This is a genomic window from Paracoccus mangrovi, from assembly GCF_042648425.1.
Taxonomy (GTDB): domain Bacteria; phylum Pseudomonadota; class Alphaproteobacteria; order Rhodobacterales; family Rhodobacteraceae; genus Paracoccus; species Paracoccus mangrovi.
Genome location: NZ_JBHRXJ010000002.1, coordinates 293,283 through 306,350, shown reverse-complemented (window position 1 = coordinate 306,350; position 13,068 = coordinate 293,283). Strand labels below are relative to the sequence as shown.

Below are 13,068 nucleotides of genomic sequence, written 5' to 3'. Positions count from 1 at the left end.
CCCCTTTCCCCGGCTGATCGAACCTATTCCCATTTCATTTCATCCATCGGCGCGACCGCGCCCCAGATGCCGTCGGGAACGCCGGCAAGGCCCTTTTTGTAGACCGTCTTGTAGGGGATGACGTTCATGTAATAGATCGGCACCTCGTCGACGACGATCTTCTGGAACTCGGCATAAAGGGCCTTGCGCTTTTCAAGGTCCATTTCCTGTCCCGCCAGCGCCAGCAGCTCATCGACACGGGGATTGCTGTATTGCTGGGTATTGGACCAGATCACGCCCTTGCGGATGTTCGAGCTGAGATAGGTGCGGTTCACCCCGATGACCGGATCGCCCCAGTTATAGACATGATCGATGGTCACGTCGAAATCGTGATTGCCGACGCGCTGTGACCAGGTCGGAAAGTCGGGCGAGACGCGCAGTTCAAGATCGATCCCGACCTTGCGCAGCTGGGTTTTCATGTATTCCAGCAGGTTGCGGCCCATCTCTTCGTCGACATTCTCGCTGTCGGCGGTCAGCTTGAAGCGCAGCCCGTCGGCGCCCACGGGATAGCCCGCCTCGTCCAGCAGGGCGTTGGCCTTGTCCAGGTCCAGCTCGTATTTCTCGACATCGTCGGTGGCAAAGGGCGATGTCGGCACGATCGGGCCATAATCGGGCGTGACCTGCCCCTGCAACAGCACATCGACGATGAAATTGCGGTCGATGGAATAGGCGATGGCCTTGCGGACCTGAACCTTGTCGAGGGGCGCCTTGCCGGTGTTGAACGCAAGCCAGTTGAGCGCGCCAAGCGCCTGCGCCAAATCGCCGTTGACGATCAGATCCTCATCCTCGGACAGCCGCTTGAGGTCGCGCGGCGAGCTTACGAAATTGACCACATCCACATCGCCCCGCTCGGCCGCAAGCACCAGCGCATTGCTGTCGGGAAAGATCTGGACAAAGATCTCATCCATGTAGGGGCGACCCTCGATGAAGAAATCTTCATTCTTTTCAAGTTTGTAATATTCCCCCTGCTTATATTCCACCAGCTTGAAGGGACCGGCGCCGATGGGCTTAAGGTTGGCCGGATTTTCCTGAATATTGCCTTCGCCATAGATGTGCTTGGGCAGGATCGGCATCAGCGTCGGCGACATCGCCAAAAGCAGCGCCGGATGGGGGTGTTCCAGATTGATCACCGCCGTATAGGGATCGGGCGTGTCGACCGAGACGACGGGGGCCAGCATGCCCTTGAAGGGATGATTGGCCTTGATCGTCTCGATCGAGAATTTCACATCCTCCGATGTCAGCGGCGTGCCGTCATGGAATTTGACGTCCTTGCGCAGATTCAGGGTCACGGTCAGCCCGTCATCGGAAACCTTCCAGCTTTCGGCGACATAGGGTTCCGGCTCCCAGCTTTTCGAATAGCGCACGGGCGAGGCAAAGATGCTCGACGAGGGCATGAAGGTATAGACGCCCGACTGGATCGCGCCGTTGAAATGGCGCGGCACGCCGGCCTGGCCCACGACCACGCTTTTCTCGTCCGCGATCAGGGGCATGGGGGTCATGGCCGCAAGGCCGAGCGTGGCGACAAGGATCTTCCAATGTTTCATCTCTCTCTCCTGCTGGGTTCTCCGGTTACGGTCCGGGGTCACGGCCTTGCGGCATCGTTCCCGCGTTTTTGATCGTCGCATGCCGGTCGGCAAAGCGGGGCGCTTGCCGTCGAAACGGATCGGGGCGGGTTCAGGGATCGGACCGGGGCAATGTCTTGCACGGACAACTGTGCGGCATCATGTCGCCAGCCATAGGACCAGAGACACGGATTGCTTGGCACCAGCGAAGAGGTGGCGGGATCGTCGGCGGGCCTTGCGGCGCCCGCGGGTCACCTAGCCGGCGACGGGTTCGCGCCGCATGGCCGCGACCGCCTTGGCGATTTCGGCGATGCCCGGCTCGATCAGTTGCCAGTCGATGGCGCTCAGCCCAAGGCGAAAGAACCGACCGGCCATTTCCGGGGCGACAAAGGGATCGCCCGCCTCGACCAGCACGCCGCGTTCCGCCGCCGCCGCGATCAGCCGGCGCGCATCCACCTGGGGCGGGCAACGGACCCAAAGGCTGGACCCGCCGACGCTGTGGCTGACGGCAAAGCCGGGCATATGCCGGTCCATCGCCCGCCGCGCCGCCCGCCAGCGATAGGACAGCGTCTGCCGCACCAGACGCACGGTGCTGTCATAATGGCCATTGGCCAGCAAAAGCGCGGCCGTGCGCTGATTGTTCAGGGGAGCGCTGCGATGCATCAGCCGGCGCATGGCGCGCGCCTCGGCGATCAGTTCGGCACCGCCGACGATATAGCCGATGCGCACCCCCGGGGCGAGCACCTTGGACATGGTGCCGACGTAAAGCACCCGCCCCGAACGGTCGATGGATTTCAGCGCGGGCGGCGTCTGTTCGGAGCGGATCTCGCCTTCGTAATCATCCTCGATGATCAGGAAATCCTCGCGATCCGCCAGCTCAAGCAGCTTTTCACGGCGGTCGTCGCGCAGGCTGACCATGGTCGGGCAATGATGCGCGGGGGTGACACAGACAAGGGTCGTCTTGCGCAAGACGGCTTCGGCCCGGGCATCAAGCACCAGTCCGCGGTCGTCCACCGCAAGGCGCTGGATAAAGGCGCGGCGGGCGTCAAAGATATTGCGCGCATCGGGATAGCCCGGATCCTCGACCCCGACCGCATCGCCCGCCCGCAGCAAAAGCTGGCTCAGCAGGAATATCCCGTGCTGCGAGCCAAGCGTGATCATCACCTCGTCCCGGCGCGCAAAGATGCCCCGCTGTGGCAGGACATGGCGGCAGAGCATCTCGACCAGCATCGGATCGTCATCCAGCGCGCGATCCGCCGCCCAGAAATCGATCGCCGAAAGCGCCAGCGCCTCACGCGAACAGGCGCGCCATTGCTCGACGGGAAAGAGCGTCCGGTCGACCTGACCATAGACAAAGGGATAGCGGTATTCCTGCCAGTCGGCGACCTTGCGGATGCCCCGCATCTGCGAGGGGCGCGCCTTCAGATGCTGGCGCCAGCACAGCCTGCGGCCCTGTGTCGGGGCCGGATCGGACTGGCGCTCGGGGGCGGGTTCGGGCGCCGGAACAAGGTCCACCGTTCCGACGAAATAGCCCATGCGCTCGCGCGCCTCGAGAAACCCGTCCGAGACCAGCGCGTCATAGGCCGCCGTCACCGTATTGCGGCCGACGCCCAGGCTTGAGGCAAGTTCGCGCGTCGCCGGCATCTTTTGCCCGGCCTGCAATTTCCCCACCAGGATCGCATCCACCAGCGATTGCCGGATCCAAACCTGCAAAGGCGTTCCGGGTGAGCGGACGGCAAAAAGCGCATTGTCAAGCATGTTGAAAAGCGACCGTGGCGGTGCGTTACCCCATTACGAACGGGCCTTATGCCCCAAAAGTAAAGCTTTTTGTTGCGATTGCGCGCGCCGCTTCGTCATTTTGCCCGGATTTCCGGTCGATAACGACGGATGCGGCACCCGGATCCGGGCACCAGATCCGGGCACTGGGACGCGGCACCCGGATGCGACGGGCCGGATGCGACAGGACCGGCCGGCGGCACGGCCCGTTTCGCGCATCACAAAAGCGCGCGGCAAATACCGGGATGATGGGGGTGCCGGTCTGGCCCGGCGATCCGAACGGGTGCGGCGCGTCACAGGACCGCCGCACCCGATGTCATTCAGGCGATCACCTAGCCAAGCCGGTAGTTCGGGCTTTCGCGGGTGATCTGCACGTCATGGACGTGGCTTTCCTTGAGCCCGGCCCCGGTGATGCGCACGAATTCGCAGCCATTGCGCATCTCGGCCACGGTGGCATTGCCGGTATAGCCCATCGCGGCGCGCAGGCCGCCGACCAGCTGGTGGATCACCGTGCCGGCGGGGCCTTTATAGGGCACCTGCCCCTCGATCCCTTCGGGGACCAGCTTGTCGGTCGCGGCGTCCTTCTGGAAATAGCGGTCGGCCGAGCCGCGCGCCATGGCGCCAAGGCTGCCCATGCCGCGATAGGATTTGAAGCTGCGCCCCTGATAGAGGATCACCTCGCCCGGCGACTCGTCGGTGCCGGCGATGGCGCTGCCGACCATGGCGCAGCTGGCGCCGGCCGCGATGGCCTTGGCGAAATCGCCCGAGAACTTGATGCCGCCATCGGCGATGACCGGAATGTCCCCGGCGCCACGCACCGCATCCATGATCGCGGTCAGCTGCGGCACGCCCACGCCCGCCACGATCCGCGTCGTGCAGATCGATCCGGGGCCGATCCCGACCTTGATCGCATCCGCACCGGCCTCGACCAGCGCGCGGGCGGCCTCGGCGGTGGCGACGTTGCCCGCGACGACCTGCACCTGATTGGAATGCGCCTTGATGCGGGAAACCGCGCGGGCGACGCCTTCGGAATGGCCATGCGCGGTATCGATCACGACCAGATCGACGCCCGCCTCGACCAGCGCAAGGCTGCGCTCATAGCCCTCATCGCCCACGGTCGATGCGGCGGCGACGCGCAGCCGGCCCAGCTCGTCCTTGCAGGCCAAGGGGTTCAGGACCGAAAGCTCGGTATCCTTGAGCGTCAGAAGCCCGGTCAGCCGCCCTTCGGCATTGGTGACCAACAGCTTTTCGATGCGCCGCGCCTTCATCAGGCCGATCGCCTCGGCACGGTCGGCGGGTTCGCGCAGGATCGCCAGATTCTCGGCGGTCATGATCGCCCGGACCGGCATGCGGTCGTCGCTGGCGAAACGCATGTCACGGTTGGTGATGATGCCGACCACGCGGCCATTGGCGTCGACGACCGGAAAGCCGGTGACGTTATAGCGCGCCTGCAACGCGCGGGCATCGCCCACGGTCTGGTCGGCGGTCAGGGTGATCGGGTCATAGACGATGCCCGATTCAAAGCGTTTCACGCGCCGGACCTCGTCAGCCTGTTGCTCGGCGGTCAGGTTGCGGTGGATCACGCCGATGCCGCCGGCCTGCGCCATGGCAATCGCCATGCGGCTTTCGGTGACGGTATCCATCGCGCTGGAGAGCAGCGGGATGTTCATCCGGATCTGCTTGGTGACATGGGTCGTCACATCGGCGGTCGAGGGCATCACCGAGGACGCCGCGGGAACCAGAAGAACATCGTCGAAGGTCAAAGCCTCACGAATCTGCATGGGAGCATCCTTGTCAGGGGTTCGTTTGGCAGTTTCCCCTTTCACGAGGCGGCGGGAATGTCCAGCCCGTCAGGCGATGGCGGCGTTGGTTTTGACCGCAAGCCGCCCCTGCGCCCAGCTTTTCCAGACCAGAAACAGGATCGGCACCACCACAAGGCTGGCCACGACCAGAAGCATGCGCGCCGGCCCCGCCCAGCCCGGCGCGGTATAGGACATTGCCAGCCACAGCCCCGCGCTTGCCGCAAGCGGGAATGTGAACGCGCTCCAGAACGGGGAAAACCCGGCCTCGGTCAGCCAGCGCACGCGCAACACGATTGCCGCCAGCACCGGCACCAGCGCCCAGGCGAAACCGGCCGCCACCCCGTGCCAGCCCAGCGCCGCGGCACTTGCGCCCAGCATCGCCACCGGGGCCACATGGATCACCAGCAACGGCCGCAGCGGCGCGGGGATGTCTTCGCGCCATGCCTGACGCAGGCTCAGCGCCCAGATCAGTACCGCCGCCGCCGCCATCGGCCACCACAGCGCCGCCGCAAATCCGGTCCAGCCAAAGCCCGCCGCCGCCTGTACCGCGACGATGGGGCCAACGAAATTCAGTTGCCAGGCGGGCGTGACGCGCCCCTGTCCCGGCACACTGAGCAGCACCGGGATCAGCACCGCCCAAAAGATCAGATGCGCGCCCAGCCCCAGGATAAGCAGGATCCGGGCGGCCGACGGCGCAAAGGGTCCCAATATCTGGGCCGCGGCATAGATGCAGACCAGCGCCGCACCGACCCCGGCCCGCCCCGGCAGGATGCGCAGCTCTTCGGCCAGAACGGCGGGGCGGCGGGCCAGCTTGGCGCCATAGGCCAGCGTGGCAAAGGCCCAGGCGGCCATCGCGCCCCCCGCCAGCATCCCCGGCAGCGCATCCGGCAAACCGAATCGCTGTGCCGCCAGCCGCCAGGCCAAAGCCAGTCCGAGAATCCCCAGAAGCGGGGGGAAAATGGCCGGCGGGACACGGCGCCAAAGCCCGGGTGCGGCGGTTCGAACGGGGGCAAAACGCATGATGGGACTCCTTGACGCATGGTCATATCGTTGCTGATGCGACACGCCAGCGTTTTATGCCGTGGCAGAACGTCGCGTCATCCTATCAACATGATTGACGCAACCATGGCGCGTATCCCACGCTGAACAAAGTGGTTCGCATCATGCAGATCACCAGGGAGGGGAACAATGAAGAATATCTGCTACAGTGTCGGGATCGTCCTTGCCGGGGCTGCACCGGCGCTTGCCGGCGGGATCGAACGCGCGCCGCAATCGCTGGCCCCGCTGTTCGAGAATGGGAACTATGCCGAAATCAGCTTTGGGGGCGTCAATCCCAAGATCGAGGGCACCGATATCGCCGGTTTCGCAACGGGCGATGTGGCGCAGGGCTATGGGTTCTTTGGGCTGGCCTATAAGCATCAGTTCAACGACAACCTCTCGGGCGCATTGATCATCGAGCAGCCGTTCGGGGCCGACATTCTTTATCCGATGAAGCCAGCCCCCCTGCCCGATTACGACGTTCTGGACGGTACCCGGGTCGAGGTGAATTCGACCACCTATACCGCCCTGCTGCGTTACAAGTTCGAGAACAATTTCTCGGTCCATGGCGGGATCCGCGGCTCGCGCGCCGATGGCCATGTGCGCCTGCAAGGAGCGGGCTATCAGAGTACCTCGGGCTATGACCTGAAGCTGGACGGCGCCTGGGGTATAGGCTGGGTCGCAGGTATCGCCTATGAGGTGCCCGATATCGCGGCGCGTATCTCATTGACCTATAACTCGCCCATCGATCATGACTTTGACATGAAGGAAACCGGCGGTCGCCTGGGTAGTACCGTCTTGAGTGACGAGTATACCGTCAAGACGCCGCGCAGCTGGACGCTGGAAGGTCAGACAGGGATCGCCAAGGACACGTTGCTGTTCGGCTCGATTCGCTGGGTGAAATGGTCCGAGTTCCGGGTCGACAACTTCGTGTTCCCGATCGCACTGCCCAATGGCGGGCGGGTCGAGCTTGTCGAGCTGGATGACACCACCACTTACACGATCGGTGTCGGGCGCAAGTTCACCGACAACTGGTCCGGCTCGGTCTCGTTCACCTATGAGCCGGAACAGGATGACCTGATCTCGCCGCTGGCGCCGGCCAATGGCCGCAAGGGCGTGACGGTCGCCGCAATCTATACGATGGACAACATCAAGATCTCGACCGGGATCAACTATACCAAGCTGGGCGGTCCCGATCTGGGCGTCGGCCAAAGCGGCAACAAGACCAAGGTCGCCGAAATGGATGACGGCGAACTTTGGGGGGTTGGCGTCAGGATCGGCTATTCGTTCTGATCCGGCGGCGCGGTCGCGAAATGACAAGGCCCCGGTTCAGCCGGGGCCTTTCGTTTTTCAGCACCTGCGCCGGTGGCGCCGCCGCATGGATATTTGAATGAAGAAGAAAGTCAGGGCGTCAGCGCCCGGACCAGGGCGGTGAAATCCTCGCCGCGTTTTTCGAAATTCGGGTATTGGTCAAAGCTGGCGGCAGCGGGGGCAAGCAGGACGGTTTCGCCGGGCTGTGCCTCGGCCGCGGCGCGGGCGACGGCCTGCTGCATGGTTTCGGCGATCTCATAGGGGGTCTGGCCGATTTGCAGCGCGAAGTCGCGGGCGGAATGGCCGATGAAATAGGCTTTGACGACCTGGCCCAGATAGGGCGCAAGGGCCTCGATGCCGCCATCCTTGCCCATGCCGCCGGCGATCCAGCGGATGCGCTGGAACGCCGTCAGCGCCTTGGCGGCGGCGTCGACATTGGTGGCCTTGCTGTCATTGACCCAGCGCACGCCGTTGATTTCCGCCACCGTCTGGCTGCGATGCGGCAGGCCCTTGAAGCTGTGAAAGGCGCGCTCGATCTCGCGGGGGGCAAGGCCGAGGCTGCGGGTCGCGGCATAGGCGGCGCAGGCGTTCTGGTGATTATGTTCGCCCGGAAGGCCCGTCACCTCGCGCAGGTCCAGCGATGCGACCTGCCGGCCCTTGCGGTATTCCGCCAGAAACCCCTTGCGGGCAAAGACCGACCAGCCAAAGCCTTCGAGCTTTTGCCCCGACGAGACCCGGATCACCCGGTCGTCGGTCGGGCCCATGGCCAGTTGATCGGCGAGATAGCGGCCCTCGATTTCATCGACGCCGATGATGGCGCGGTCGGGGCCGCCCTCGGCGAAAAGCCGGCGCTTGGCAGCGAAATAGCCGCCCGGGCCGCCATGGCGGTCCAGATGGTCGGGCGAAAGATTGGTGAAGACGGCGATGTCTGGGGTCAGCGCGCGGGCCAGATCGGTCTGGTAGCTGGAGAGTTCCAGCACCACCACCTCACCGTCATGGGCGGGGTCGAGCGACAGGACCCCGGTGCCGATATTGCCGCCGATCTGGGTCGGGCGGCCGCATTCCTTGAGGATGTGATGGATCAGCGCCGTGGTCGTCGATTTGCCGTTCGAGCCGGTGATGGCGATCACGCGCGGGGTGGTGTCGAACATCTCCCAGTCGCGGGTGGCGAAGCTGCGAAAGAAGAGCCCGATATCGTTGTCGACCGGGATGCCCAGATCATAGGCTTTTGCGATGACCGGGTGGGGTTTGGGGTAAAGATGCGGGATGCCGGGGCTGGTGATCAGCGCCGAGATGCCAGTCCAGTTCGTGTCGCGCGTCAGGTCAAGGACAGTCATGCCGTCGGCCTCTGCCTGTTCGCGGGTATCGGCACCGTCATCCCAGACGACAACGGTCGCGCCGCCCTCGGTCAGGGCGGCGGCGGTGGCGCGGCCGGAACGGCCAAGGCCGAGCACCGCGATGGTCTGGTTTTCGACGCCTTGGACGGGGATCATGGTTATTCCTTGGTTTGTGGGCAACGCCGGGGGCGCTTCGCCCCCCGGACCCCCAGAGGATATTTCGGCATGAAAGAATGCGCGAGAGGGATCAGCGCAGCTTGAGCGTCGCGAGGCCGATCAGCGCCAGGATCAGCGCGATGATCCAGAAGCGGATGACGATCTGGGCCTCGCCCCAGCCCTTTTTCTCGAAATGGTGGTGGATCGGCGCCATCAGGAACACCCGCCGGCCGGTGCGCTTGAAGTAGAGCACCTGAATGATGACCGACAGCGCCTCGACCACGAAAAGCCCGCCGACGATGGCCAGCACGATTTCATGCTTGGTAACCACCGCGATGGCCCCCAGCGCGCCGCCAAGGGCAAGGCTGCCGGTATCGCCCATGAACACCGCCGCGGGCGGGGCGTTGTACCAGAGGAATCCCAAGCCCCCGCCGATCAGCGCGGCGACGAAAACCGCCAGCTCGCCGGTGCCGGGGACGAAATGCACGCCCAGATAATTGGCGAAATTGGCATTGCCGACCGCATAGGCGATCACCGCGAAACTGGCGGCGGCGATCATCACCGGCATGATCGCCAGCCCGTCCAGCCCGTCGGTCAGGTTCACCGCATTGGCCGCGCCAAGGATCACGATCACCGAAAACGGCACGAAGAAGATGCCCAGATTGATCAGCGTATCCTTGAGGAAAGGCAGCGCGAGTTGATTGCTCAGCGCATCGGGATGCATCAGCGTGGCCGCGATCCCCGCACCCGCCGCGATGCAAAGCCCGATCAAAAGCCGGATCCGTCCCGAAAGGCCGGCATGATGCTGTTTGGTTACCTTGGCATAGTCATCGGCGAAACCAATGGCCGCAAAGCCCATGGTCACCAGGAGCACGATCCAGACATAGCCATTGTCCAGCCGCGCCCAGAGCAGGGTCCCGACCAGCAGCCCGGCCAGGATCAGAAGCCCGCCCATGGTGGGCGTTCCGGCCTTGGAAAAGTGGTTCTGGGGGCCGTCATCGCGGATCGGCTGGCCCTTTTTCTGTTTGCGGCGCAGCAGGTCGATCAGCGGCCGGCCGAACATGAAACCAAAGATCAGCGCGGTAAAGAACGCCCCGCCGGCGCGAAAGGTGATATAGCGGAACAGGTTGAAGAAATCCCCGCCATCCGACAGGTTGGTCAGCCAGTAGAGCATTAATCGGTCCTTTCGCCAGGCGAGCGGCCATGCCGCGTCTGGCGCAGCGCGTCAACCACCGTCGAAACACGGGATCCCTTGGACCCCTTAACAAGCACAATATCGCCGATCGCCACCAGATCGCCGACCGCCGCCGCCAGTTCGGCAGCAGTTTCCGCATGAATGCCCCGCCGTTCCGGCGGCAGCGCGTCATAAAGCGCGCGCATGCGCGGACCGGCTAGATGCACCAGATCGACCGAGGCCATGGCCGGGTCATCGGCCATGGCGCGATGCATGGCCAGTTCGTCCGGGCCAAGTTCCAGCATGTCGCCCAGAATAGCCACCCGCCGCCCGCCCGTCAGCCGCGCCAGCGTGGCGAGCCCCGCCGAAAGCGAGGTCGGATTGGAATTATAGGCATCGTCGATCAGCCGGATGCCCGAAAGATCCTCGACCGCGCCACGGCCCAGCGGCGGGCGCCATTCGGACAGCGCGGCCGCCGCCTGCGCGACATCCGCCCCGGCGGCAGAGAGCGCCGCCAACACGCCGACCGCGTTCATCACGAAATGCGTGCCGGCGCTGGCAAGAGTGAAATCGACCGCCTCGCCCAGAATGCGGGCGCGGACCCGTGTGGTGCCGTCGGTGGTATCGGCCTTGACCGGTTTGGCCATGCCGTGCTGGCCAAAGCCGATGACGATGGCGCCGGCCTCATCGGCGAAATCGCGCAGGATCTGGGTGACGGCCAGGTCCTCGGGGATGATGGCGGTGCCCGGCTGGGTCAGGCCGCGAAAGATCGCGCCTTTTTCGCGGGCGATGCCCTCGATATTGCCGAATGCCTCGAAATGGGCGGCGGCGACGGTGGTGATCATCGCCACCTGCGGGCGGGCCAGACGGGCCAGCGGCTCGATCTCGCCGGGGTGATTCATGCCGATTTCGATGATGGCGAAATCGGTATCTGCGGGCATCCGCGCCAGCGTCAGGGGCACCCCCCAATGGTTGTTATAGCTGGCCTCGGCGGCGTGAACGCGGCCCTGTCCGGTCAGTGCGATCCGCGCCATTTCCTTGGTCGAGGTCTTGCCGACCGAGCCGGTGATGGCGATGACCTTGCCCCGCATGCGGGCGCGGCCGGCGCGGCCCAATGCCTCAAGCGCGGTCAGGACATCGGGGACGATCAGCAGGGGCGCGTCAGGGGCGACGCCCTCGGGGATACGACTGACCAATGCGGCGCCGGCGCCCTTTTCCAACGCCTGTGCCACGAAATCATGGCCATCCCGCGCCGCCTGCAAGGCCACGAACAGATCGCCCGGCCGGATCGTGCGGGTGTCGATCGAAACGCCGCCCACGGCGAAATCGCGGGTCGCCCGGCCGCCCGTCGCGGCAACAGCGTCATCCGAGGTCCAGAGGGTCATATCTTGCCATCCAGCGCCGCGACGGCCACCGAGGCCTGTTCGGCGTCGTCAAAGGGATAGACATCGCTGCCGATGATCTGTCCGGTTTCATGCCCCTTGCCGGCGATCAAGAGCGCGTCGCCCGGACCCAGCGCATCGACACCGCGCAGGATCGCCTCGGCGCGGTCGCCGACCTCGATGGCGTCGGGACCGGCGCCGGCCATGACCTCGGCGCGGATGGCGGCGGGGTCCTCGGTCCGGGGATTGTCGTCGGTGACAAAGACCACATCGGCGAAATCGCGCGCCGCCTCGCCCATCAGCGGGCGTTTCAGGCGGTCGCGATCGCCGCCGGCGCCAAAGACCACGATGATCCGGCCCATCACATGCGGGCGCAGCGATTGCAAAGCCGAGGCCAGCGCCCCGGGCTTGTGGCTGTAATCGACAAAGACGGCGGCCCCGTTTTCGCGCAGCGCCGCAAGTTCCATCCGCCCGCGCACCGTGCTGAGCCCGGGCAGGGTTTCGAACACCCGCGCCGGCTCATCGCCCGCCGCCATGACCAGCCCGGCGGCGGCCAGCACGTTTTCCGCCTGGAACCCGCCGATCAGCGGCAGCCGCACCAGATGCGGATTGCCATGCCAGGAAAAGCGCAGATCCTGCCCGGTCGCGTCATAACGTTGACCCAGAATGCGCAGATCGGCGGCCCCGTCCCGGCCAATGGTGGTCAGCACCAGCCCGTGTTCGCGGGCGATCATCGCCATCTGGCGGCCGCGCGGATCGTCGATATTGATCACCGCCGCCGCGCCTTCGTCCAGAATATGGTTGAAAAGCAGCGCCTTGGCGGCAAAATAATCGTCGAAATTCTTGTGATAATCCAGGTGGTCCTGGCTGAAATTGGTGAATGCGCCCGCCTTCAGCCGCACCCCGTCCAGCCGCCGTTGGTCCAGCCCGTGCGAACTGGCCTCCATCGCGGCATGGGTGACGCCGGCCTCGGCCGCCTCGGCCAGAACCCGGTGCAGGGTCAGGGGTTCGGGCGTGGTATGGGCAAGCTTGGCCTGATAGTCGCCCTGAACGCCCATGGTGCCAAGGCTGATCGCCCGGTATCCCAGCGCCTGCCAGATCTGGCGGGTAAAGCTTGCGACCGAGGTCTTGCCCGAGGTGCCGGTCACGCCGACCATGGTTCTGGGCTGGTCGCCAAACCACAGCGCGGCGGCCCCGGCCAAAGCCGCGCGCGGATCCTCGGCCAGGATCAGCGCGGCGTCCGATGCGGCCAGCTCGGCCGCGGCGATTTCGGCGCCCTTGCGGTCGGTCAGCACCGCCACCGCGCCCTGACGCAGGGCGTATTGGATGAATTCGCCGCCATGCTGCGCCGATCCCGGCAATGCCGCGAACAGGAAACCGGGCCTGATCTGCCGTGAATCGACGGCGATCCCGGTCACCTCGGGGTCGCGCCCCTTGTCCCCTCTCAGCCCCAGAAGGGACAGCCGCTTCGCCCGTTCAGCCACGAATACC

9 protein-coding genes are annotated in these 13,068 nt (G+C 65.1%); 1 reads left to right on the top strand and 8 read right to left on the bottom strand.

Going from position 1 to position 13,068, the window contains the following annotated elements:
* Positions 1-23 precede the first annotated feature (23 nt).
* From ACFOMH_RS03855 to ACFOMH_RS03840, 4 genes are all read right to left on the bottom strand, one after another.
* Positions 24-1,583: an ABC transporter substrate-binding protein gene (locus ACFOMH_RS03855; RefSeq protein WP_377742726.1), complete on the bottom strand. Its 1,560-nt coding sequence runs from the start codon at positions 1,581-1,583 to the stop codon at positions 24-26.
* A gap of 273 nt (positions 1,584-1,856) precedes the next feature.
* Positions 1,857-3,314 carry an aminotransferase-like domain-containing protein gene (locus tag ACFOMH_RS03850; protein ID WP_377742724.1) on the bottom strand — a complete coding sequence of 486 codons (1,458 nt, stop codon included), beginning with the start codon at positions 3,312-3,314 and terminating at the stop codon, positions 1,857-1,859.
* A 395-nt stretch (positions 3,315-3,709) separates the two neighbouring features.
* Positions 3,710-5,158 (bottom strand): IMP dehydrogenase, encoded by a 1,449-nt coding sequence (gene guaB / locus ACFOMH_RS03845; protein ID WP_374422588.1) that lies wholly within the window; start codon positions 5,156-5,158, stop codon positions 3,710-3,712.
* Between the two features lie 69 nt (positions 5,159-5,227).
* Entirely contained in the window at positions 5,228-6,199 is a 972-nt protein-coding gene (locus ACFOMH_RS03840; protein ID WP_377742722.1) for a TDT family transporter, read from the bottom strand.
* Between the two features lie 168 nt (positions 6,200-6,367).
* On the opposite strand from ACFOMH_RS03840, the gene ACFOMH_RS03835 reads away from it, so the two are divergent.
* Entirely contained in the window at positions 6,368-7,510 is a 1,143-nt protein-coding gene (locus ACFOMH_RS03835) for an OmpP1/FadL family transporter (protein WP_377742721.1), read from the top strand.
* A 110-nt stretch (positions 7,511-7,620) separates the two neighbouring features.
* Here the strand turns inward: ACFOMH_RS03835 and murD are convergent, their stop codons facing one another.
* From murD to ACFOMH_RS03815, 4 genes are all read right to left on the bottom strand, one after another.
* Positions 7,621-9,021: a UDP-N-acetylmuramoyl-L-alanine--D-glutamate ligase gene (gene murD, locus ACFOMH_RS03830; protein ID WP_377742719.1), complete on the bottom strand. Its 1,401-nt coding sequence runs from the start codon at positions 9,019-9,021 to the stop codon at positions 7,621-7,623.
* Between the two features lie 91 nt (positions 9,022-9,112).
* Positions 9,113-10,195: a phospho-N-acetylmuramoyl-pentapeptide-transferase gene (gene mraY / locus ACFOMH_RS03825; protein ID WP_374422580.1), complete on the bottom strand. Its 1,083-nt coding sequence runs from the start codon at positions 10,193-10,195 to the stop codon at positions 9,113-9,115.
* Positions 10,195-11,580 (bottom strand): UDP-N-acetylmuramoyl-tripeptide--D-alanyl-D-alanine ligase, encoded by a 1,386-nt coding sequence (locus tag ACFOMH_RS03820; protein WP_377742717.1) that lies wholly within the window; start codon positions 11,578-11,580, stop codon positions 10,195-10,197. The genes mraY and ACFOMH_RS03820 overlap by 1 nt, the downstream gene beginning before the upstream one ends.
* On the bottom strand, positions 11,577-13,061 hold the full coding sequence (locus tag ACFOMH_RS03815; protein ID WP_377742715.1) for a UDP-N-acetylmuramoyl-L-alanyl-D-glutamate--2,6-diaminopimelate ligase: 1,485 nt from the start codon (positions 13,059-13,061) through the stop codon (positions 11,577-11,579). The genes ACFOMH_RS03820 and ACFOMH_RS03815 overlap by 4 nt, the downstream gene beginning before the upstream one ends.
* Positions 13,062-13,068 lie beyond the last annotated feature (7 nt).